This window comes from Paenibacillus sp. FSL R10-2771, from assembly GCF_038000205.1.
In the GTDB taxonomy this organism is placed as follows: Bacteria; Bacillota; Bacilli; order Paenibacillales; family Paenibacillaceae; genus Paenibacillus_AQ; species Paenibacillus_AQ phytohabitans.
In genome coordinates, this window is the sequence record NZ_JBBOBM010000001.1 from 962,346 (window position 1) to 985,595 (window position 23,250).

18 protein-coding genes are annotated in these 23,250 nt (G+C 49.3%); all 18 read left to right on the forward strand.

Annotated elements, in window-relative coordinates; genetic code table 11:
• Positions 1-8 precede the first annotated feature (8 nt).
• The 18 genes from NSU14_RS04170 (at position 9) to NSU14_RS04255 (ending at position 23,247) form a co-directional block, all read left to right on the forward strand.
• Complete coding sequence (locus tag NSU14_RS04170) at positions 9-206, forward strand: hypothetical protein (protein ID WP_081970197.1); 198 nt, start codon at positions 9-11, stop codon at positions 204-206.
• Positions 199-1,458 (forward strand): DNA polymerase IV, encoded by a 1,260-nt coding sequence (locus tag NSU14_RS04175; RefSeq protein ID WP_042139526.1) that lies wholly within the window; start codon positions 199-201, stop codon positions 1,456-1,458. The genes NSU14_RS04170 and NSU14_RS04175 overlap by 8 nt, the downstream gene beginning before the upstream one ends.
• Positions 1,455-1,931, forward strand: coding sequence for a hypothetical protein (locus NSU14_RS04180; RefSeq protein WP_340943061.1), 477 nt, complete (start codon positions 1,455-1,457; stop codon positions 1,929-1,931). Before NSU14_RS04175 ends, NSU14_RS04180 begins: the two co-directional genes overlap by 4 nt.
• A gap of 701 nt (positions 1,932-2,632) precedes the next feature.
• A complete protein-coding gene (locus NSU14_RS04185; RefSeq protein ID WP_042139524.1) occupies positions 2,633-4,378 on the forward strand; it encodes a sensor histidine kinase in 1,746 nt (581 codons plus the stop codon).
• Entirely contained in the window at positions 4,375-5,568 is a 1,194-nt protein-coding gene (locus NSU14_RS04190; RefSeq protein ID WP_340943064.1) for a response regulator transcription factor, read from the forward strand. Before NSU14_RS04185 ends, NSU14_RS04190 begins: the two co-directional genes overlap by 4 nt.
• A 149-nt stretch (positions 5,569-5,717) precedes the next feature.
• Positions 5,718-6,974 carry an ABC transporter substrate-binding protein gene (locus tag NSU14_RS04195; RefSeq protein ID WP_340943067.1) on the forward strand — a complete coding sequence of 419 codons (1,257 nt, stop codon included), beginning with the start codon at positions 5,718-5,720 and terminating at the stop codon, positions 6,972-6,974.
• Between the two features lie 32 nt (positions 6,975-7,006).
• The gene (locus NSU14_RS04200; protein ID WP_076245145.1) at positions 7,007-7,885 is read left to right on the forward strand and encodes a carbohydrate ABC transporter permease; all 879 of its coding nucleotides are present in this window, start codon (positions 7,007-7,009) and stop codon (positions 7,883-7,885) included.
• Positions 7,885-8,703 carry a carbohydrate ABC transporter permease gene (locus NSU14_RS04205; RefSeq protein WP_076245142.1) on the forward strand — a complete coding sequence of 273 codons (819 nt, stop codon included), beginning with the start codon at positions 7,885-7,887 and terminating at the stop codon, positions 8,701-8,703. The genes NSU14_RS04200 and NSU14_RS04205 overlap by 1 nt, the downstream gene beginning before the upstream one ends.
• A gap of 34 nt (positions 8,704-8,737) precedes the next feature.
• Positions 8,738-9,904 (forward strand): glycoside hydrolase family 172 protein, encoded by a 1,167-nt coding sequence (locus NSU14_RS04210; RefSeq protein WP_340943071.1) that lies wholly within the window; start codon positions 8,738-8,740, stop codon positions 9,902-9,904.
• Between the two features lie 47 nt (positions 9,905-9,951).
• The gene (locus NSU14_RS04215; RefSeq protein WP_340943074.1) at positions 9,952-11,388 is read left to right on the forward strand and encodes a glycoside hydrolase family 32 protein; all 1,437 of its coding nucleotides are present in this window, start codon (positions 9,952-9,954) and stop codon (positions 11,386-11,388) included.
• 160 nt (positions 11,389-11,548) lie between these two features.
• Positions 11,549-13,009 (forward strand): glycoside hydrolase domain-containing protein, encoded by a 1,461-nt coding sequence (locus NSU14_RS04220; protein WP_042139514.1) that lies wholly within the window; start codon positions 11,549-11,551, stop codon positions 13,007-13,009.
• Between the two features lie 15 nt (positions 13,010-13,024).
• Positions 13,025-14,374: an ABC transporter substrate-binding protein gene (locus NSU14_RS04225; protein ID WP_042139513.1), complete on the forward strand. Its 1,350-nt coding sequence runs from the start codon at positions 13,025-13,027 to the stop codon at positions 14,372-14,374.
• Positions 14,375-14,444: 70 nt separating this feature from the next.
• Positions 14,445-15,338, forward strand: coding sequence for a carbohydrate ABC transporter permease (locus NSU14_RS04230; RefSeq protein ID WP_083705588.1), 894 nt, complete (start codon positions 14,445-14,447; stop codon positions 15,336-15,338).
• Complete coding sequence (locus NSU14_RS04235; RefSeq protein ID WP_081970193.1) at positions 15,338-16,174, forward strand: carbohydrate ABC transporter permease; 837 nt, start codon at positions 15,338-15,340, stop codon at positions 16,172-16,174. The genes NSU14_RS04230 and NSU14_RS04235 overlap by 1 nt, the downstream gene beginning before the upstream one ends.
• Positions 16,175-16,246: 72 nt before the next feature.
• The gene (locus NSU14_RS04240; protein WP_340943078.1) at positions 16,247-17,986 is read left to right on the forward strand and encodes a cache domain-containing sensor histidine kinase; all 1,740 of its coding nucleotides are present in this window, start codon (positions 16,247-16,249) and stop codon (positions 17,984-17,986) included.
• A 27-nt stretch (positions 17,987-18,013) separates the two neighbouring features.
• Entirely contained in the window at positions 18,014-19,597 is a 1,584-nt protein-coding gene (locus tag NSU14_RS04245; protein WP_340943082.1) for a response regulator, read from the forward strand.
• A gap of 382 nt (positions 19,598-19,979) precedes the next feature.
• Positions 19,980-21,308, forward strand: a complete 1,329-nt coding sequence (locus NSU14_RS04250; RefSeq protein WP_042139508.1) for an ABC transporter substrate-binding protein — start codon at positions 19,980-19,982, stop codon at positions 21,306-21,308.
• Positions 21,309-21,465: 157 nt separating this feature from the next.
• Positions 21,466-23,247: a cache domain-containing sensor histidine kinase gene (locus tag NSU14_RS04255; RefSeq protein WP_340943087.1), complete on the forward strand. Its 1,782-nt coding sequence runs from the start codon at positions 21,466-21,468 to the stop codon at positions 23,245-23,247.
• Positions 23,248-23,250 lie beyond the last annotated feature (3 nt).

The window sequence follows — 23,250 nt, forward strand, 5'->3', positions numbered from 1 at the left end:
GATCAGTCATGAAAATGAGTATCGGCCAAACGATTGAAATGATATACCTGGACAAAGCGGGCAAGATTACGCAGCGGAAAATTGAAGTGCATGGAATTCGTGACGGCCGCATACGGGCTACCTGTCTGAGCACCGGCCTGCCCCGTGTTTTCCTGACGGACAGCATCTTGTCCTGGCACCCGGTACAGAGGCAGAAATATGCCTAAAGACCGGATCATTCTGCTCTCGGATTGCCAATCCTTCTATGCAAGTGTCGAAAAGGCTGCGCATCCCGAGTATAAAGATATGCCTGTCGCAGTCGGCGATCCTACGCGGATGAACGGTATTGTCCTGGCTGCCTGCCCCATCGCCAAATCTCATGGTGTAACCACCGCATCACGCGTGGGTGAAGCCATGACCAAATGCCGGAATCTCGTAGTGATCCGCCCGCGGATGAGTACGTATATCAAGGTCTCGCTGATGATTTCAGAAATCTATAAGGGGTATACCGACCAGGTTGAGGCCTTCAGCATCGATGAGCAGTTTTTGGATGTGACCGGTTCTTTGAGTGTTTTTGGAGGAGATCTGCCGGATATGATTCGTTCCATCCAGCATCATGTCCTGTTATCTACGGGGGTGTGGACCCGGGTGGGGGTCGGACCGACCAAAATTCTGGCCAAGATGGCCAACAACTTTGCCAAGAAGAAGGAAGGAGGGATCTTCAGGCTCGATTACGACAATATAGACACAGAGCTCTGGCCGCTGCCGGTGCATGAAATGTTCATGGTGGCTGGACGGATGACCAAGAATTTTTACCGTATGGGGATTACCACGATTGGAGATATTGCCCGGATGGAGCTGGGGGAATTCAAGCGGAGAATGCGCACAACCATGGGCAAGCAGAGCGATATCCAGGCGGAATATTATTGGCAGACGGCGCGCGGCATTGATCCCAGCCCGGTCGTTACCGGGATACGCCACCAGATCAAGTCGGTCGGGCACGGGAAGGCGCTGCGCTGGAATCTCTATACCCGGCTGCCGGAAATTGAGGTTGTTCTGCTGGAGCTGGTGATCGAGGTGTGCCAGCGGGCGCGGAAATACCGGTATATGGGGTCGGTGGTGTCTATCGTGGTGGCAGAGACGGACGGTAACAAATCTAACTCCTACAGCAGACAAGTGACACTGCCGGAGCCGTCGTCTTTAACGCATGAGGTGGCAGCGGCGGCCTACCGCTTATTTGTGGATCATTGGACGGGGATGCCGCTAAGCCGTCTGGCGATCTCTATCTCCCAGCTGACCGATGACAGTGTCATGCAGCTCACCTTATTCGATGACCGCCTCCGTACATTGAGCAGAGAACGGGCAGTGGATCAGATCAAAACCAGATACGGCAGCCGGGCGCTTATCCGCGCATCCTCTTTGCTGGAATCCGGGGTTGCACTGGAACGGGCGCAGCAGATTGGGGGTCATTATAAATGAGCAAATTAAACGGAAATGAGCGGTGGAAAACTAAGATGTTGATGAGTGAGCATGTGGATCAGTTTGAGGAGAAGCAAGAGGATACGGTTAGAAAAATGATCACTGTCGAGGAGCGGACGATGGTGCGTGACCTCATTTTGCTCCCTTACATAGATACTATGGTCAGCCGGAGCCTGAAGGAGATCGAGCTGTCCAGCGGCATCCTTAAGCGCGCCTTTGTGATTGCCGGTCAAGCGATACAGCGCCGGATCATGCAGGATACCTACCAGCTGCAAAAAGAGCTGAAGCAGCGCAATATCAAAGTGCTGCCCGATGAGCAGGAGGAGTTCCTGGTGTATCACAAAATCTTGTGCCGGGGGTATCAGGAACGGTTCGGACTTACGCGTGATGTGATGCGCACGGAAATAAGCTTAAGGCTGACCAAATATACAGCGGAGCTCGGGGCAGCACTGAAGGATCATCAGAAATTATAACACCAGCTTAGCCGGTGCTGTGGTGCTCCAACGTTTTTAGGTCCCAAGGAGTCAGAACAGTCTTTTTGCCACTTCATTGCACGTTGAAACTCTTGTATACTGAAGCCCTGCCTCCTTCGAGTATAGTAATCTCATGTTATATTACAGGTCTCTAAGGAGGCCTTTTTTTCTTCCATTAATTTTGTCGTCAGACCCTTTGAAGGCATCGTGGGCAATCTGGAGCGCGCTTCCGTGAGAACAGTATTGGTTGTCACACTATTTTCGTCAAGCTCGCACTGATAGTAATCTTGAATGTGACTTGGTCACTGATCAACTGACTCTTCGGCTGGCATTTGAAGCATTGTTATTAGAGACAAGAGGGAAAGAGGCCTAGGAGATGGCAGCATTTTTTTGACGCGGGCGATTTCAGGAGCTATTCTATTGCTATTCTTCCTAAAAGTTGAGTTTTTGGCGGTGAGCTCCACCTATTCAGGTATACTCCTCTCAATCCCGGCGGAGCTGTTTGTGATGCATGACCCGCTATTCATAATGATATCGCTTACAATTCAAAGGAGCCTTCTTTGCAATTAGTTCCTTTCGAAAGCGGAATTGAGGAAGCTGTAACGGGGAAGGACATGGAGAAGGTGCAGGAGGCATTAGAGCTGTTGATACAATGGCTTTTGGATAGACTATATTAGGAATCTTAATGGAGGAAGTTTGTGATGGCGCTGCATCGTAAAATTTATCTTGCCTTTGTTGTATTTATATTGGTTCCGATCAGTTTGTTGGGGATCGTGTCCTACCGTTTGTCTTACGCCGCGATCAAGGAAAAGGTGGGCCAGGAAACACTTCAAACCCTGCGGGCGACAGACCTCAATATTCGAAATGTGGTAGAGCAGGCCGATTCCTTCTCCGGGTATGTGATTGCATCCGAAGAAATACAGAGTTTCTTAAAACATAATAACAAGGATTCCCTGCTGGACTTCTACTACCAGCGCCAGGCCATTGCCGGAATTCTGTACGGTCAAAATGCACTGGATGATCTGATTCTGTATAGCGCTGGGGGGAGCGACTATCACTTTATGAATGGGGACATTCTCCCGTTTCGGGATTTTCAGCAAACGGATTTTTATCGCCGCATGCTGGAAGCCGAGGGGAGGAGTGTATGGTTGCCGCCCACGGAAAGATATCCGGATCAAAAAAAATGGTCGTTCATGCTCGGGAGGACAATCAAGGATACGTTAACGTTGAAAAATCTCGGCTACCTGATTCTCGAAATTAATATCAAACGCTTCGATGATATCTTCCTCACGCGTTACCCGGATGGATCTAGGGAACTCCTGATGGACAGCAACGGGAACATTCTCTATGAAGCCAATCACGACAACATTGGAAAACGTCTGGAACTGCCGATCGTGAATAGCCTGTCCTCTGGGACCGAAGGTACCCTGATCGATACGGAAAGCGGTCAGAAGAGCCTGATTTCCTATATCACATCGGATTCGCTGCATCCGGGGGATGCCCCATACTATCTGATATCTATCAAGCCTTGGAGCGCGGTTTCCAAGGAGACCGATTACATCCGCAATACGACGGTTTGGCTGGTTGGTTTTGTCATCCTGCTGGCTGTGCTGTTTAATTTTCTGTATGTACGGCAAATCGTAAGCTTCATCATTCAATTGCTGGCCCGCATGAAAAAAATAGAAAGCGGTAACTTGAATGCATCCATGCCTGAATACCGTTCGGTAGAACTGTCGCGGCTGGCCTACGGTTTCAACCGGATGAGCAACAGGCTCCGCCAACTGGTCGAGGAGGTTAGGCTGGAGCAGGAGCATAAGCGGAAGGCCCAATTTCAGGTGCTTCAAAACCAGATCAACCCGCATTTTCTGTACAATACGCTTGAATCGGTGAACGCGCTGGCGCTGATGAACCATCAGAAGCCAATCAGCAATATTGTGATCAATCTGGGCAAGCTGCTGCGGTCCAGCATTCATGCGGACGATGAGGTTACAGTCAATCACGAGCTGAATCATGTGGTCAGCTATATTGAAATTCAGAAGGTACGGTTCGATGACCGCTTCTCCTACAAGATAGACGTAGATCATGCCTTGCTGGACCACCATGTACTTAAGCTGGTGCTGCAACCGCTGGTCGAGAACAGTCTGCTTCGCGGATACAGCAAGAAGAAGCCCGATTTTTCCATCCATATTACCGGAGGAATCAATGCGCGGGGGGATGGCTATCTTCGGGTGCAGGATAATGGAACCGGGATTGATGACGACACTTTACAGCGTATACTGCAACAGATGTCGGCTGCCAAGCCCGGGCTCGTTCACGGACTATCCAATGTGCAGGGGCGCTTGCGTATGTGGTACGGGGACACCTATGGTCTGATGATCTGTTCCCACCCTCATGAAGGAACGGCCATTCAATTGAACTTTCCACTGAAACGGGAGGCAGCTAAATGAAATATAAGGTATTGATCGTTGACGATGAGCCACTGATCCTAAAAAGTCTGCAAACTTCAATCAACTGGAGCGGCATGGATTGTAAGGTCATCGGAATCGCGGAAGACGGCGAGGAAGCGCTGGAGCTGATGCAGGCAGGACTTCCGGACATCATATTAACCGATATCTCCATGCCGGGCATGAACGGTATCGAGCTGTTGGAGCAGATAAGCCGCTGGCCCGAGCGCCCGGAAGTGATTATTCTCAGTGGATACAGCGATTTTGAATATGCCCGCAAAGGACTGCAATACCGGGTGTTCGACTATATACTCAAGCCGATTGATCCTCTGGAGCTTGAGAAATGCATCCACAGCATGATCGCATGGTTCCAGGAAAAGGAGCAAGTCAGACACTCCACAATGAAACAGCAGCTATACGATGCGATGATGGGCAGCCGGTTTGACTCCAGTAAGTTCCGCAGTACCGCCATGTACCGGACTGCAGTCATTCTGGCTGACGATTCCAGCGGTTTGCATCTGGTGCAATGGGAAGGAAGGGCGACTCCTGAAGGACTTCGCAGATTCGTCTATTCTACCTCTAAGCGCTACGCTGTGGTCGTATTTTACATAGAAAGTGAGAAAGATGGTTTTGCGGAGTTGACTGCGACTGAGTTGCAGTACCTGGGCAGTCTCCTCGGGGATGACATGTTGATCGCTGCCGGGTCGGTGGTAAGCGGGTTGGAGGAACTCGCGGAATCGTATGATGAGGCCGTCGGCATATTGGATCTGCTGCAAACGCTGAATTCGGCGGAGACTTCTCAGCACCGGGTGTGGACGATTCAGGAGGTGGACCAATCGCTGTCGAGCCGCAAAACGCCGGCCAAACAGATTGGAGCAGCGCTTGCATATATGAATGAGCATTATCGCGAGGATTTGGCTATTGATCAGGTGGCGAAGCATGTAGCCATGAGCACTAGCCATTTCAGCGCACTGCTTAAGCAGATAACGGGCAGCACTTTTTTAGAGCATATGACGGAGCTGAGAATACAGCAGGCCTGTATGCTGCTCTCGGGAACCAATATGAAGACATATGAGATTGCAAACCAGGTAGGGTATACCGATCAGCGTTATTTCAGCCAGGTGTTCAAGCGCAAAATGAACATGACGCCGAGTGAATACCGGGCGGGATTGTCCCGGAACGCAGATGTATGACCTTATATGAATGAATGACAGAATAGATTTTTCAACATGAATCATAGAAACGCCTCGTTTTTAGATACGCTTACAAAAAATATAATAGGGTTGTAGACAGAGAGGACAAGTTATTGAGAGCACTTACAAACAAAGAGGAGGTTATGATATTGAAGAATCACGGGGTCAAATGGGTAAGCATGATGCTAATGGCAGGGCTGGTTCTTGGCGGCTGCGGGGCGAAGAATAATGCTGCGGAAGAAGTGAAGGGCAGTGAACCAGCAGAGAAGAAAATTGAATTTTTTCAATGGAAAGTGGAAGCGGTATCCTTTTTTGATGAAAAGATCAAAGAATTCGAAGCTGCTAATCCCGGTGTCGAAATTGAGCAGGTCAATGTTCCCGACGGTCCTGCGGTGCTGAAGACCAGAGTTGCCCGGGGGGATATACCGGATATCTTCATTTCCTACCCGATTGAACAAGACTATGTGCTTCGCGCACAAAACGACTATCTGCTTGATCTTACTAACGAAGAATTCGTTAAGAATATCATCCCGGAAGTGCAGGACCGTTATTTGATCGACGGCAAAATGTATGGAGTGGCCTTGAGCCAGAATGCAATGGGCGTCATTTACAACAAGAAAATGTTCGCTGAGAACAAGATCGAGATTCCTCAAACCTGGGATGAATTTGTCGCTACCATGGAGAAATTCAAGCAGCTCGGCATAACTCCGATTCTGATGCCTAATGCGACAGCCGATGTTAGCGCCTTCAATATGAACCTGTTGGCCAACTCGTTTGACAAGGCATACTGGGAGAAAGCCAACAAGGGAGAAGCGATAATCGAGGGTGACCCGCTTTGGGAAGATATCGCCAAGAAAATGCTAGTAGCTTATGATTATGCGCAAAAGGATTCGATCGCAACCAAGGCGGATCAGATCAACCAAAGGTTCGTGAATGGTGAAGGCGCCATGTATGTCATGGGGACATTTATATTGCCGCAATTAGAAAAGCTGAACCCGGAATTTGAATATGGCATGTTCCCGTTCCCGGCCACCAATGATAAAGACAAGAATCTGGTTCTTGGCGGAGTGGACACCGGATTCACGATATCGTCCCAAGCCAAGTATCCGGAAGAAGCTAAGAAGTTCCTTGCCTTCCTCACCTCTAAAGAGAGCGCACAACAGTTCTCCGACTATGAAGGCAGTATCAGTGCGGTGAAGGATGTCCAAATGAACAAGGAGCAAGTGAAACAGATCGCTGAGCTAGTGAAAGAGGGACGTTCCTCGAACTGGCCTAACCACTACTGGCACGGAGGGACTGGAGCGGAGAACGATTTCCGTAAATACTCGCAGCAATTCCTGATGAGCAGAGACAGCAAGGCGTATCTAAAGAATCTGAACGACATGTTCATAATGTATAAAGAATAGAGAAATTATAGATAGAGAAAGGGTGTTGACACATGCGACAGAAAGGTGGGCGTGCCTCCTGGATAAATGCCGGGTTTATACTGCCCGGGTTGCTGTTGCTGATTGTCTTTCATACGTACCCGCTGATATCTGGATTTGTTTACAGTCTTACGGACTGGAACGGAGTGGCGAGAAGCTTTGACTTCATCGGGTTGGACAATTATGTATCATTGCTGACGGATGCCCGAATTCTAAATACACTATTATTCACTTTTAAGTATGCGCTGGTGTGCGCGGTCATAGCCAATGTAGTGGCTCTGGCCGCGGCCCTCGCGCTCAATCGCAAGATGAGGTTCAGAAATATGCTCCGTTCGATTTATTTTTTACCATCTGTTCTTGGCCTCTTAATTATCGGGTATATTTGGCGGGAAATCTTCGGCAAAGTGATTCCTTTACTAGGAAATTCTCTTCATATCAGTTTTTTGCAAAGTAATTTGCTATCCGATTCTGACTTAGTATTCTGGGCAGTTGCGTTAGTTACGGTATGGCAGTCAGCTCCTCTGCTGCTTGTGATTTACCTGGCAGGACTGCAGACCATTCCTACCGATCTGTATGAGGCGGCAAGCATCGACGGGGCAAACCGGTTCAATGAATTTGCTAAAATTACGCTTCCGTTGATCATGCCATCCATTACGATATGTTTTGTCCTGGCCATGAAGAATAACCTGATGGTGTACGATTTGCTCGTCGCCCTGACCGGTGGCGGACCAGGCTTCAGTACCGAGTCCGTAACGATGCTGATCTATAACGTCGGAATTCTAAATAACCGCTATGCCTATGGGCTGGCCTCTTCGATTCTGCTGTTTATCATTATTCTCCTGACCGCTTTGCTGCAAGTTATGCTGTTACGGCGGAAGGAGGTGCAGCTGTAATGAAGTCGAACCGTTATGCAAATTGGGCTATACAGCTTCTGGTATGGCTTGGGGCCGCACTGATGCTGTTTCCGCTCTATCTGACTGTTACCGTTGCACTGAAGAAGCCTGGGGAGGGCGGCAATATTATGACTTTTCCCAAAGAAATATACTTTGGGAATTTCAAACAGGCTATTGAGCTCGGACGATATTTCGAGGGATTGCTGAATTCGACCTTCATTACAGTCATCTCCCTGTTCCTGATCATTTTGTTCGGGGCGAGCACTGCCTATGGCATTTCCCGAAGCCGTTCCAAGTCTGCCCGCATTCTGTACTACTTCTTTATCAGTGGAATGTTCGTTCCGTTTCAGGTGCTTATGCTGCCTCTGCTGAAGCAGATCAGCGCATTTGGATTACTGAATAAATACGGTGTTATATTGCTCTATACGACTTACAGCCTGTTTCAAAGCGTCTTTCTCTACACCGGCTATCTAAAGTCGATTCCGAAGGAACTGGAGGAAGCGGCTCAGGTGGATGGATACGGGCCGTTCAGGCTGTTCTGGAAAATCATTTTCCCGCTGCTGAAGCCGATGACCGCCACGCTGATCATTCTGAATACGATCTGGATCTGGAATGATTTCCTGCTGCCGCTGGTTATGCTGTCCGATCCGGGCGAATATACGCTGCCTTTGCTCCAATATGTATTCCAGACACAATATTCTACGGATTTCAGCTTGGCATTCGCGTCCTATCTGCTGGTTATGCTGCCGGTATTGCTTGTATATTCCGGCCTGCAAAAATACATTATTAACGGGATCGTAAGCGGCGCTGTCAAATAATGCAGGCCCGGATCTGAAGGGAGATTATAAAGAGATGAGTGAACTATACAATCTGATCCACAAACAACCCGGCAAAAGCAGACGGCAATCGAGCTGGGACCAAACCGGGGGGAACCGGGATAATGTCACGGTCAAGGCAGGTGCCTCCTTATCCATCGGTCAAATGAAGGGATCAGGAATAATCCGTCACATTTGGATCACAATCGCTTCTGAAGAGCAGTATGTATTCCGAAAAATGCGTCTGCGCATGTTTTGGGATGGTGAAGCCGCGCCGAGTGTCGATTGCCCGATCGGTGATTTTTTCGGAGTCGGACACGGAGTAGCCAGCCATTTTGTGTCTCAGCCTCTGAATATGATTACTTCGCAGCATGAGATAGAGACCAAAGCGGCGATGAACTGTTTCTTTCAGATGCCCTACCGCAAAGAGGCGGTCATTGATATCGTGAATGAATGCGAGCAGGATATCGTGTTGTATTACTATATCGATTACACAGAAATGGCCGTAAGCGATGATTGCTTTTATTTTCATGCCCAGTGGAGACGCGAGAATCCAACGGCGGGCAACATGGACCTTGCGGCGCTGCGTCCGGCGCATGATCTGCAAACCGATCCGTGGTGGAGCGAGAATCAGGTGAATGCGGCCAAAAATCTGTCGGGAACCGAGAATTACTGCATCCTGGATGCAGAAGGAGAAGGTCACTACGTTGGCTGTAATCTGAGCATAGACCATATCGACCCGATTCCTGGCTTCAGCTGGCCGGGGGAAGGCGACGATATGTTCTTCATCGACGGAGACCAGTGGCCGCCGACGCTGCATGGCACGGGTACGGAGGATTATTTCTGTGCGGCCTGGGGATACCCCTCGGGGAAATATGATTCCCCGTATCACGGGATCTCACTAGCGGCACCGCTTCGGGGCTATGGACCTGCATGGCGCTCGAAGGCAACGATTCCCTTTAAAGATTATTCCGGTAAATGGACCATGTACCGGTTCCATCTATTGGACCCGATTATATTCAGCAAGTCCTTGCGCTTCAGCATTGAGCATGGCCACGGCAATAGTCAATCCAATGACTATTCTTCGGTCGCTTACTGGTATCAACGTGAGCCGCATAAGGCATTTCCGGAAATGCTGCCGGTGAATCTCCGGCTTCCGCTGTCCGAGAAGGAGAGCGCACGCAAATTTTATCAGGGCTTCTAGCAGGCGAGAGAATTAATTATTCAATATTTCCCGAGGAGGAATTTTTAATGAAGGGCAGCAGACATATTTTCTTTATGCCGGAAAAAGAACGGGCGCCGATGCCTGGTACTGACGTATGCGGGGATTTTATGCCATTTTACCATGAGGGTGTTTACTACCTGTTCTATTTGTATAAATTTTGTATTTATTATACCACCACGAAGGATTTCGTAAGCTACACCGACCCGGAGCCCGCACTCATTTGCGGCAGTCCCGAAGATCAGCATTGGCATATCGGCACCGGCAGCGTCATCCACCGGGACGGCGTCTTCCATTTCTATTTCTCGGCATTTAATGAGGGGCATAAGGATATTGAAGGGAAATTCGAGCAGGTGCTGATGCGGGCAACGAGCACGGATCTCAGAAGCTGGACTTTTGATCCTGACTTTTTTGTGACACCGGATGTGGAGCATTACGGCAATTTGCACTGGCGTGACCCGCATGCCTTTTGGAATGAAGAAGCGGGCTGTTACTGGCTGGCCGTGACGGCGACCGAGAAGGATGAACTGCTCCACCGGAGCAGCTGTACCCATATCATGACTTCTCCGGATTTGAACGAATGGACGCACAGCAAGAAGCTGTACGCCCCTCGCATGTTCGACTCCCAGGAATGTCACGACTTCTTCAAGATCGGCGATAAATGGTATATGATCTTCTCCAACCTGACCCGCTGGTGGGAGACCCGTTACCGGATGGCTGACAGCCCCGATGGGCCATGGATCACGCCAAGCTTCGATGATATGTTTGACGGACGGGCGTTCTATGCAGCTAAGACCGTAACCGACGGTGAGCGCCATTATCTGGTGGGCTGGCAGGGCATCCGGATGAACATGGACGACAACGCCAAGTATCAATGGGGAGGCAGTGTGCTGGTTCATGAACTGGTGCAGCGTCCGGATGGGACGCTTGGCGTGATGCCGGTCCCAGCGGTGGAGCAGTCCTTCGACCGCTCGCTGGTGCTTGACCCCGAAGTCCATCTGGGTGAATGGAGCGGGACAACCAGCATCACGGGTATTGAGCGTTATGGTTTTGGTTGGCAGGAGCTCGTGCAGCTTCCGGAACAAGCTCTGCTCCAGGTGGATGTAGACTGGAAGCCGGGAACCGGTGCCTTTGGCTGGATGCTGCACACGGGTGGAGACAAGCTGGAACAATGGTGCCAGGTTCGTATAGAGCCTGAGAGGGGGAGACTCCTGTTTGATCGTTCGAACAAATTCCACGATGATTATCATTATATCGAAGAACGTCCAATCTCCCTCAAAGCAGGGGAGCCGGTCCGGATCAAGGTATTCATCAGCGGCAACATCGTTGTCGCCTATGCCAATGATGTTGCGCTGGCCGCCAGAGCCTATGATTTCCCTACAGGGGGAGCCGGCCTGTTCATCGAGAACGGTGAAGCGGTCTTTACAAATCTTGAGATCAGAGGAAATGCCGAGGCATCACTTTAAACTAATAATTCAAAAGAACCTCCGGTTGCCACGTTGTGATGGCAGACGGAGGTTTTTTTGAAAACCAAAAATATTGAACACAGGATAAAGAACTTGGAATATAAAGCGCTTTCTTAATGTTATATACTCAAGGCACGTTAAAAGAAAGGGGTTGCAAACATTGTCGAATTTGTTTTACAGGCCAGCAGGAGCCTGGGTGGGAGACCTCATTCCCTACTATAAAGACGGTACATTCCGGTTGTTCTATCTTCATGACTGGAGGGAGAATAAGAGTATTCACGGGGAGGGAACTTCCTGGTTCGAGCTCCGCACAAGCGATTTCGTACACTACGAAGAAATGGGCGAAATGCTGAAGCATGGAAGTGTGAGCGAGCAGGATCTCAACTGCTACACCGGCTCGATCATCGAAGCCCATGGAGAATATCATCTGTTCTACACCGGCCTCAATCCGGATCCGGAATTCGTGGAGAACGGAGTGCCGCTCCAATGCGTCATGCACGCGGTGAGCACGGATATGGAGCAGTGGCGGAAAATCCCCGAGGATACCTTCTATTCCGACGGAATTCAATATGAAAGGCATGACTGGCGCGATCCCTTTGTATTCTGGAACGAAGAGGCGGGAGAGTACTGGATGCTTCTCGCCGCAAGGAACAAAGAAGGGCCTTCCCGGCGCCGGGGAAGTATCGGACTCTGTGCTTCCAAGGATCTGAGGCAATGGGAAATCCGCGAACCGTTCTGGAATCCGAAAATGTACGTGACCCACGAATGCCCGGACTTATTTCAAATCGGGGAATGGTGGTATCTGGTTTACTCCACGTTCTCGGAGCGGTTTGTCACCCATTACCGCATGAGTAAATCTTTAAGCGGTCCTTGGACGGCACCGAGAAACGATGCGTTTGACGCCAGGGCGTTCTATGCCGCCAAAACATGGAGTGACGGAAACAAGCGATATGCTTTTGGCTGGGACCCCAGCAAGGAAAACGAGGATGACTACGGTGATTGGCAATGGGCGGGGAATCTGGTCGTGCATGAACTCGTTCAGGAACAGGATGGAACATTAACGGTTCGTATCCCGGAGACAGTCTCCCGTCATTTTGCCAATGAACAGGCTGCCGTGTGGGGTTCCCGGCTTGGGGATTGGAAGGAGTCAGAGGGAGGCATAGCGGCGGTGGCTGACGAGACCTTCTCTTGCATATCTGCGGGTTCCATGCCGGAAATCTGCAAAATTTCGGCCCGGTTATCCTTCTCCGAAGGAACCAGAAGCTGCGGTATTATGCTTCGTGTTAGCGAGGACAACGACGATGCCTATTATATTCGCCTGGAACCCATTCATAACCGCCTGGTGTTCGACATGTGGCCCCGCCGGATAGAGGGTGAGATGCAGTGGCATATCAAAGGAGACCACCCGCATGCGGTAGAGCTGGAAGTACCCATAGAGTTGCATGCCGATACGGATTATAATATCGAGATCGTTGTGGAGAATTCGGTTTGCGTCGTATACTTGGCCGACCAGGTCGCCATGACTACACGTTTGTATAATTTAAAAACCGGCAACTGGGGCTGTTTTGTTCAGGAAGGCCGGGCGAATTTCGAACAGGCATCCATTTCGGTTCCCAACTAACAGGAGGTCTTATAAATGAAACGTTATGTCAAATGGCTGACTCTCTCGTTATCACTGGTTGTCCTGGCGGCGATGGTGAGCGCATGCGGAGGCAAAAATACTAATAACGGCGCTTCAGAAACCGGATCGGCAAATCCGCAGAAGGTGGACAAGAAAACATACAAGTGGTTCGTGGCCCGCGGCGTAGACAGCCCTCCGGCTGTTACTGTAAAGGAGATTGCAGATGAGTTCTCAAGGACGCATCCGGAATTCGAGCTGGTTCTGGAGGGCACGGGTGATCGCCCGTCCTATCTGCAGAAGCTGCGGACATTGATTGCGAGCAATGAGATGCCCGCCATGTTTGATACAGATCCGGATGCCTATGCTTCCAAGCTCGTGGAGCAAGGCAAACTGGTAGATATGAAAAAACTGCTGGAGGAGCTTGGGAAATATGAAGATTTCCGTCCGGTGGCCCTGCAATATCAGCAGTTCGCAGACGGCAGCATGTATACTTTCCCGCTGGAATATGGAATCGAGGTATTCTGGTACAACATCAAGATGTTCAAGGATCTTGGCCTGGAGCCGCCGAAGACGTTCGATGAGTTCATGGAGGTTGCCGAGAAGCTGAAGCAAAGCGGGGTTACACCGATTGCCGTCGACGGCAAGGATAAATGGCCGGTTCTCCGGTACCTGGCGTACAAACCGTTCCGCATGACAGGCAATGATTTTATCGAAAATGTAAAGCAAGGCAAAGCATCCTTCAAGGACCCGGCCGGCATGGAAGGGATTAAGTTCGTTCACGATCTGGGCACCAAAGGGTACTTTCAGCAAGGATTCACTGCAACGGATTACACCGCAGCGCGCGACTTGTACCTGAGCGGCAAAGCCGGCATGTATTACATGGGTTCGTGGGAGACCATGAACTTCGTAAATGATAAAGTAAGCGCAGAAATGAAGGATAATATCGGGTTTTTCCGGCTTCCCATGATGGAAGGCGCCACAACGGCTGACAATGATTATTTTATCAACTCGGGTATCGGCGTTGCCTTCAACCAGGAGACCTTCGATGATACGATGAAGGAATTCGTCAAATTCCTTCTGGAGCAATACCCGAAGGCCTATACGGAAAAAGGCCAATTCTCGCCTTTCAATTATTCACTTGATCAAGAACAGGGGATGCCGGAGCTCTTCTATAAAATTCAGGACGAAATCGCGAAATCCGGCAACGTCTTTGCGGTCCCGTGGGATACGCGCCTTGATCCGGCCACGAATGAGCTGCTGGGCAACGAATTGAATGCCCTGGCTCTGGGAGCCCATACTCCGGAAGAATTTGCCGAACTAATGGATCAGGCGATTAAAGAAAACGCGCCGAAATACTTCAAATAGCGATTCTAAACATGGCGGCCAGCCGCAAGCCGGTTGGCTGCTGTAAGTACAATAAAACTAAAATTAGGGAATGAGCAAGCATATGGATAAAGTCCTGCGCAACCGCAAAGCCGCTCTCGTCTTTCTGCTGCCTGCATTATTGGTGTATTTGCTCACCGTGCTGGCGCCTATCCTTTGGTCGATGTATTTCAGTTTCTTCTCCTGGGACGGAGTTTCAGATATGCTCTATATCGGCTTTGACAATTACACGAAGATGTTCGGCGGCGACAAAACATTCTGGAAGGCGTTCAGCAACAATCTGATCTATGTTTCCATTATTGTAGCCATGCAGGTATTTCTTGGTTTGTTGGTTGCCATCCTGCTGACCAGCATCACCAAAGGGAGAGAATTGTTCAAAACATTATATTTTGCCCCTGCCATCATCACATCAGTAGCGATAGCACAGTTGTTCCAAAATGTGTACTCGTTTGAGCCGGTCGGAATCCTGAACTTTTGTCTGCAGCAGATAGGTCTTGGAGACTGGAGCAAACCTTGGCTGTCCGACCTTAATTGGGCTCTGGGTGCGGTATCGGTACCCGAAGGCTGGCGTTATATCGGTCTTTATATGATTATCCTGTATAGTGCATTAATTTCCATTCCTTCCGATATCGAGGAGGCTGCCAGAATTGACGGAGCTTCTTCCTGGAATCTGTTTCGTTCGATCAAAATGCCGCTGATTAAGCCGGTTCTGATGGTCTCAATCATTATGGCGACTACGGGGGCGCTGAAAGGGTTCGACATCCCGTATATCATGACGAACGGGGGACCTGGCCGCGTAACAGAATTATTGCCAACCTATATGTATAAAACCGCATTCTCCAGTCTGGACTTCGGCTATGGCAGCGCGATGGCTGTATTTATCGTCATTGAAAGCCTCATTGCAGTTGCCTTTATCAGACGGATGATGGACAGTAAGGAGACCTGATGATGAAAATTTCTGGCTATTCGAAGGCGGTTCTTCTAGTTGTTTCCTTTGCTCTGCTTGTCATTCAAGTGTATCCGTTGGTCTGGGTGTTCATCTCCAGTTTTAAAGGGCCTAACGATTTTTCAGGGGATAATCCGCTCAGCCTGCCAAGCCAATACACTTTCGATAATTATTTCAATGTGTGGAGCAAAGGGAACCTGGGGACTTATTTTTCCAATAGTTTCATAGTCGCCGTGACGACCATCGTGCTTGTGATCTTATTCAGTGCCATGGCTGCTTTTGTGATCGAGAAGATGTCTTTTAAATGGAGCCAAAGTGTGTTGTTCTTATTTCTGTGCGGCATTATGATCCCGATTCAGGTCGTGCTCATCCCGCTGTTCATTCTTTATAACAAAATAGGAATTATCAATACGCTCGCTTCTCTTATTTTGCCCCAAGTGGGTTTTGCCCTGCCGATCTCGATTTATCTGTTCGTGAGCTTCTATAAATACATTTCGAATGAGATCATGGAGGCCGCTGTAATGGATGGCTGCGGTGTGTACCAGGTGTTCTGGCGGATGATTTTCCCTCTATCCCGGAATACGATCGTCACAGTTGTCGTTATGAATCTGATATTCGTCTGGAATGAATTTATTTTTGCCAATACGTTTATTCATGATCTGAAATCACGGACCATTCCAGTTGGCTTAATGGATTATATTGGACAGTACGGTTTGACGGATTGGGGAGCGACCTTTGCTGCAATCAGCATCACGACCATTCCGACGATGGTGGTCTATTTCATTTTCAACAAGAGCGTTATTTCCGGCATGACCGCAGGAGCAACGAAAGGTTGATCTCCCGCATCCCTTTGTCAGAAGGTATACTGAAAGTACCAGGCTGCAACTTTGCTGGGTCAGGGGGATCTCATGAAAATACACCGGCTGTTCCTGTCAATCAGCATCCGCAGTAAAATCATTATACTGTCCATCGCCTGTTCCTTGCTGCCGCTTGTCCTGATTGCTTCCTTAACCTTCGTCTATTTAAGCAAAGTGATCGAAAACAAGATGTCCGATACCACCTCCAACTTGCTGGGCTCCATCAATTGGAATATCCAGACGTTCGTGAATGATGTGGAAGCGATCTCGAAGCTGATGTTGTCCTCCCGTGACGTTCAGAATTTCCTTTCCTATACTAAAAATGATTTCAAGGAGATCTATGACCTTCAAAATGCGACCCGCAATCTGATCGTCAATATTACCAACAATAAATCCTATATACGTTACGTTTATGTGGGCAGCGGGCAAAGGGAACTGATTACCACGAACCAATGGGACAGGTTAACGTACGACAATATCTATCAGGCAGTCTCACGGACGAAATGGTATCAACAGGTGGGAGGGATGGGCGGGCGGGGCTTGTGGCTGAACAGCGATGAAGTCCGGCTTGTCAAGGACACTCCGAACCTGCTGCTGTACGGTAAACAGTTAAACAACCTGGAGACACTCGAACCGATCGGCATGTTAATTATTTCAATCGACAGGCGGGTCTTCGATGAAATGTTCCGGAATATTTCCAATGCGGAAAACGGGAATTTGATGATCCTGGAGCAAAATAAAGTCATTTATTATAATTCCCGCACTGCCGACTTGAAACAGCTTCCTCCCAAAGAAATGAATCTGCTCTATGGCTTGCCTGAACGGGGTACCCGCATAGAAACGATGGGCGGAGAACGATATGTTATCACCTTCGATACCAATCCGGTAACCCAGTGGAAAGTGGTCAGCATGATCCCTTATTCTAACATCAATTCGGAGATTGTCTGGATACGTAATGTTACGCTCACACTGACAATGGTGGCTTTCCTGTTGGCTGCCTATGGTTCGTATTTAATCTCGAAGCGTATCACGAAGCAATTGACGTTACTCTCCTCCGTCGCCAGAAAAGCGGCCAAACGGGAGATGATCGAAGGAATCCTCTTTCAGGAGGAAGATGAAATTGGGAAAATAGGCAATCAGTTCTTGAGGACCTTCCGCACCAACTCTGAATTATCGGACAAATTAATAGAAGCCAGGCTGAAGGAGCGGGAAGCAGAGCTGCACGCGCTGCAAAGTCAAATCAACCCTCACTTCCTATACAATACGCTGAATTCCATCTATCTAATGGCCGAACGAATCGGTGCCAAAAACATTTCGAAAATGGTCATGTCGCTGTCTAACATGTTTAAGTTAAGCTTGAATAATGGAGATTACATTACCACTGTCCGCAATGAGATCGACCAGGTGAAAAATTATTTGGAGATTCAAAATATCCGCTATAACGGAAAATTCGAGGTGGCCATTGAGCTCGAACCGGAAATTGAGCATATCCGTATGCTTAAGCTCCTGATACAGCCGCTGGTGGAGAATGCGATTTTTCATGGAATCGAGCTGAAGGAGAGTCAAGGGAATATTTACATTCGGGGACGTATCGAAGGAGAGACGCTTGTATTCGAAGTCGAGGATGACGGCGTAGGCTTTGATCCTGCGGTTACGCAGCCTAAGGGATATGCATTAAGGAATATCCAGGAGAGGATTCAATTGCATTATGGCCAGAACCACGGGCTGCGCATAGACAGCATTCCAGGCACCGGAACCAAAGTTACCCTAAGGATCGGAATAATGGATTAAGACCGGCTATGAAGGTGGGATTACATCATGTATAAACTGTTTATAGCGGATGATGAACAGCTGGTGGTGGAGACATTGTCGGCTGTGATCGACTGGAACTCGTATGGCATAGTGATTGTGGGGACGGCAACTAACGGCAAACAAGCCCTGGAACGGATTCTTCAGTCCGATCCGGACATTGTGCTGACAGATATCCGGATGCCCGGCCTGAATGGGCTGGAGCTGATCCGTGCCTTGAAGGAGAAAGGCCGTAAGGCGGAATGTATCATCATTAGCGGGTATTCCGAGTTTGAATACGCCAAAGAAGCCATTGAGCTGGAGGCGGTGGATTATCTGATCAAGCCGGCAGAGCTTGAGGAAGTAGCCAAGACTGTCTCGAGGGCGCTCAAGCGTCTGGAGCGTAAAGCGGATACAACGGGGAATCACCCTGAGCTTCGGAATGCAACAGCCTTGGACCGGGCGGCGTTTACAGATCTAATCGTCCATGCCAAACGCCCATCGTTTGATCAGACGCCCTACGAACGATATAACCAGTTTGCGGTCCTAGTGATTGGAAGCACGGAGACGCTGTGGCTCGAACGAATGAAGAACAATGGCGCTACAGATGCTCTCCTTAGCTTTTTGACGAATCACGGAATCGTTGTGGACCTACTCTACGAGCAACAGAAAGTCATCTTATTATGCATGGCGGCCATGGAGGACAACGAGCCATTAACAGAAATTTTGCTGTCTGCAGCCGAAGCCTTCTCGAATGACAGCTCAGCGGACGATATTTCATTGTCGTTTGGATTGGGTCCGGTTGTAGCTGGAATTATAGATGCAAATCTCTCTTTTGCGGCAGCCGACAAGGCATGTGAAATGGGGGTGTTCTTTGGGGTTCCGGTTATGGAGGGGAGCCGCTTAGAGGAGATTACCCGCGTATCCGAGCAGTGGCTGACCCGTTGGTCTGACAACACCCAATCCTTCGTCCGTTACGAACAGAAAGAGTTCGAGGAGATGCTTGAACGTTGGACGGAATGGGGGACGGGACGGCTGATGGCTCCTGTTCTGCTGAAGAAGGCAGGCATAGAGTGGGTGAACCGGATGCTCGATCTGATCGAACAGGACTATGGAATCAAGATTGAGAAAGTGATCGGCGCCCGCATGCAGCTGATTGACAGGATACTGGAAACGCCGGATTGGTCGTCTTTGCAGCAACAGTTGCAGGATTTAGCGAAGAGTGTGCAATTTTATTTGAGTGTAACCAAGACTACCATGAAGGAAAAGGTGGTTCAAGAAATCAAAGCGTATCTTGAATCCCATTACCATGAAAATATTGGGCTGGATCAATTGGCAGAACGATTCGGCCTCAATTCTTCCTATGTAAGCAACTTATATTCCAAGTCGACCGGACAGACCATTCTGGAATATGTTACATTGCTGCGCATTCAGACAGCGAAAAAGATGCTAAGAGAAAGCAGCTTTAAAATCTTCAAAATATCCCAAAATGTCGGATATGATAACCAGCGGTATTTCTGCCAGGTGTTCAAGAAGGTTGTGGGCGTAAGTCCCGGCCAGTATAGAGAAGAACATATGATGAAAAGTGAAGAGTCGTATTGTAAGGGGATATAAGCTATTTATTCCAACCCTGATTGTTAGTTGTCATAGCAAACCTTCATTGTTAAACGGTAAAACTCAGCAAAGCAGCGATTCTCCTGGTATTAGAGGATCGCTGCTTTGCGTTTTTATAACTATTGTCCATTTCCCGTTTAAACAGCGATTGGAACAACGGTCCGTTCGCGCAGTTTTGAAAAAAGATAAGGGTCTGCCTCTGTTCGTAGATATTGCCTTGCCTCTAATCATTTGTTACCCGGTCGTATCCGGTATAATTGCTTTTGATAGAAATACCGAACATTTTGAAAGTTTAGTGCAGAGGATAATGAATTTTATCATCGGGCATGTTTGATAATATTCAGTTGTAAGCGCAGACAGTAGATGAAAGGGGAGGGCATTATTGAACAGTAAGAGTAAAGTGGTACTAAGCGCGATGTTGGCATGCGGACTGCTCGCCGGATGTGGAAGCAAAGGGGATAACGCGCAGCCGGAGGCGGGAAGTTCGTCGGCACCCAAAGAAGAGAAGGTGTCGCTCACGTTCTGGAGAAACTCGGGCAATGACGCCGAGAATTCAGCCTATGACAAGCTGGTGGCCTCGTTTAATGAAGCGCATCCTAATATCAAGGTTGAGATGAGTCCGATTCCGTATGCCGATTACGATACCAAGCTGAGAACATCCATTGCTTCGGGCAGTCCCCCTGATATTATGGCCGTCGACGGTCCGAATATGGCTTCTTACGCCCATGCGGGTGCCTTACAGCCGCTGACCGCCTATTTCAAGAAGGACGGTAACCTGGAGGATATTCCGGAATCGACCATTGCCACGTATACCTATAATAATGAAATTTACATGGCTCCGCTCACCGAATCCTCCATTGCTCTTTTCTATAATAAAAAAATGTTTGAAGCGAAGGGAATCCCTCTTCCCTCCAAGAACCCGGAAGAGCCTTGGACTTGGGATCAGGTGCTGGATGCAGCTAAAAAGCTTAACGACCCGGCCAAAGGCGTGTACGGTATTGATCCGGCGCAAGGCTTCGGTAATGCAGGAACAACAGCATACTTTAAATATCCGATTATTTGGCAGTTTGGCGGCGAGATCATGAGCCCGGATGGAACAACCTCCAAAGGCTACCTGGATAAGCCAGAGACCAAAAAGGCGTTGCAATTCTTCTCCGACCTGTATAATAAAGATAAAGTGTCCTCCCTGGAATACCCGCCAGATCCGTTCCCGAACAACCAGCTGGCGATGACGGTTGACGGCTCCTGGTCACTGGGCAATTATGCCGACAAGTTCCCTAATTTCAAATTAGGCGAAGATTATGATATCGCACCACTTCCGAAGGAAACCCAGCAGGCTGTCGCGAACGGAAGCTGGTCGCTGGCCATTTCCGCGAAGAGTAAAAATGCCGAAGCTGCCTGGCAGTTTGTAAACTGGGTGACTGGTACTGAAGGGGCTAAGACCTATTGCTCTATCACAAAAGATATTCCGGCCCGATATTCAGTAGCCAACGAGTTCCCTGAGCTAGGTCAATATCCGAAGAATATCTTTGTCGTACAGAATCAGAAATTCGGCAGACCGCGTCCGATTACACCGATCTTCCCGCAAATGTCCGAAGCGGTAAACAAGATGATTGAGGAAGTGACCATCGCCGGACGCAACACGGATGCAGCCATTGCCGACGCCATCAAAAAGATTGACAAGGCATATGCAGATCTGCCGCAAAAATAATAAAATTTCCAAACATTGCAGAAACGGCAGCCGCCCTTTATCAAAAGGGCGGTAAAGCTGTTTCTTCTTTCAGCTTAAAGAAGCTTTAGATTTAGCTCCACGTTGTGGGGTTATTTTGAATTTTTGGACCATAATGATAGCAAGGGGCGCGGTTGTCATGTTCTACTCGTTACGCAGCAGATTGATGTTGGCTTTTTCGATTCTGCTGATCCTTCCGATTACGGCGGTTGTCTTTATCCTCAGCAAGGAATCGTCGGAGCAGATCCGAAAATCTACCCAGACTTCCACGCTGCAAACCATAGACCAATTTGCCTCCCATGTCAGCACACTGCTGACGCAGATTGAGGATATGGGCAACCAGGTGCTGAGCAGCGACATCACACAGGAATGGATAACCGCCGACCTGAACGATGAGAGCACTAAGGGTGAAAAGTATCTGGCCAAGCAAAAGATGCGGGAGCTGTTATCCTCTTATGCGATCAATAATTCGAATGTGATTTCCATTTCCACCTTTGCGGAGGGAAAGGGCGGGTTATGGACACAGGACCTGAGCTACTTGAAGAGCAGCTGGTACAGCCAGTATAAGGAGCAGGACGTACGCTGGACGCAGGCTCATAAGGACAGGGATCAGGCCGACGACAACATACGTTCGCGCGATGTCAATAGCCTTGTGCTCCCTTTGGTGCAGCTCCAGTCCCTTAAGGATGTCGGAGTGATCAAAATCAATTATCCTACGGTGCTGCTGCGCCAGGATTTGGATAAAATCAGCTTCGGCAAAAGCGGCAAAGCCTTCCTGCTGACGGCTGAAGGCCTCAGTGTACTCAATCAGGATCTGACAGGATCTGAGGGCCTGCTTAGAGACGGGCTTGCTACTGTGCAGAAACATAGTGGAGGACAGACCAGCGGTATGTTTCCGCTTCGCCAAGGGGGGACCGACTATCTGTTCTTTTACCGCAGGCTGCCTGCGCAGAACTGGCTGATCGTCGGCGAGGTGCCGGAGGCGGAGCTGTATGCCACCATCACAATGCTCAAAGAAACGCTGCTCGTTGCCAGCTTTGTTCTGCTGATCCTTGTCATTATTGTCGCGCTGTGGCTCTCCACCGGCATAACGAAGCCATTAAGTGCCATGGCCCGGGCCATGCGGCATGTCAAAAACGGGCAGTTCGAGCTGGCGATTAAGGACATGCCAAAGGTTAGATCACGGCAGAGCGAAGTGGACTATGTGGCCGGTGTATTTGAGCAGATGACCCATCAGCTGAAGTATCTGATTGAGACGGAATTCGAGACCAATCTGCGCCGGAAAAATGCCGAATACAAAGCGCTCCTGCTGCAAATCAATCCACATTTTTACAACAATACACTGGAGATCATCAGCGGTCTGGCGGCGATGAAACGGGAGGATCTGGTCATGGACGCCACGGAAGCACTGGGTAAAATGATGCGTTATTCGCTGAGTCTCGATACGGATCTGGTACAAGTCAGCGAGGAACTTGGCTATATCCGTGACTACCTGTTCCTCCTAAAGCTGCGGCATGAGGATCATCTGATGGTGACGGTCCGGCAGGATTCCGCCGCGGATCAGCTGCTCATCGCCAAGTTTATTCTGCAGCCGCTGGTAGAGAATGCGGTGAAGTACAGCCTGGAAAAAGGGGGGGTCGCCGAGGTGGCGATCACCTCCAGTGTGTGTGGAGAGCGCCTGCACTTGCAGATCCAGGATAACGGTCCAGGAATGACACCGGAACTGATCGCCAGCATTCTTGCCGATACGGAGCTTAGGAACAGTGTGGGAATCTTAAATCATAAAGGGGACAGCATCGGACTACGCAATGTGCTCTCCCGCTGCCGCCTGTATTACGGCGAGCAGTTTGAAGCCGTGCTTGATTCGAAGCTATATACAGGAACAACCATTACACTGAAGCTGCCGATGATAGAGAGGTGATAA

Excerpts from the sequence above, each read along its gene's own strand:
- NSU14_RS04170 (WP_081970197.1), top strand. The coding sequence starts at position 9 with ATGAAAATGAGTATCGGCCAAACGATTGAAATGATATACCTGGACAAA.
- NSU14_RS04175 (WP_042139526.1), top strand. The coding sequence starts at position 199 with ATGCCTAAAGACCGGATCATTCTGCTCTCGGATTGCCAATCCTTCTAT.
- NSU14_RS04180 (WP_340943061.1), top strand. The coding sequence starts at position 1,455 with ATGAGCAAATTAAACGGAAATGAGCGGTGGAAAACTAAGATGTTGATG.
- NSU14_RS04185 (WP_042139524.1), top strand. The coding sequence starts at position 2,633 with ATGGCGCTGCATCGTAAAATTTATCTTGCCTTTGTTGTATTTATATTG.
- NSU14_RS04190 (WP_340943064.1), top strand. The coding sequence starts at position 4,375 with ATGAAATATAAGGTATTGATCGTTGACGATGAGCCACTGATCCTAAAA.
- NSU14_RS04200 (WP_076245145.1), top strand. The coding sequence starts at position 7,007 with ATGCGACAGAAAGGTGGGCGTGCCTCCTGGATAAATGCCGGGTTTATA.
- NSU14_RS04205 (WP_076245142.1), top strand. The coding sequence starts at position 7,885 with ATGAAGTCGAACCGTTATGCAAATTGGGCTATACAGCTTCTGGTATGG.
- NSU14_RS04210 (WP_340943071.1), top strand. The coding sequence starts at position 8,738 with ATGAGTGAACTATACAATCTGATCCACAAACAACCCGGCAAAAGCAGA.
- NSU14_RS04215 (WP_340943074.1), top strand. The coding sequence starts at position 9,952 with ATGAAGGGCAGCAGACATATTTTCTTTATGCCGGAAAAAGAACGGGCG.
- NSU14_RS04225 (WP_042139513.1), top strand. The coding sequence starts at position 13,025 with ATGAAACGTTATGTCAAATGGCTGACTCTCTCGTTATCACTGGTTGTC.
- NSU14_RS04230 (WP_083705588.1), top strand. The coding sequence starts at position 14,445 with ATGAGCAAGCATATGGATAAAGTCCTGCGCAACCGCAAAGCCGCTCTC.
- NSU14_RS04235 (WP_081970193.1), top strand. The coding sequence starts at position 15,338 with ATGATGAAAATTTCTGGCTATTCGAAGGCGGTTCTTCTAGTTGTTTCC.
- NSU14_RS04240 (WP_340943078.1), top strand. The coding sequence starts at position 16,247 with ATGAAAATACACCGGCTGTTCCTGTCAATCAGCATCCGCAGTAAAATC.
- NSU14_RS04245 (WP_340943082.1), top strand. The coding sequence starts at position 18,014 with ATGTATAAACTGTTTATAGCGGATGATGAACAGCTGGTGGTGGAGACA.
- NSU14_RS04255 (WP_340943087.1), top strand. The coding sequence starts at position 21,466 with ATGTTCTACTCGTTACGCAGCAGATTGATGTTGGCTTTTTCGATTCTG.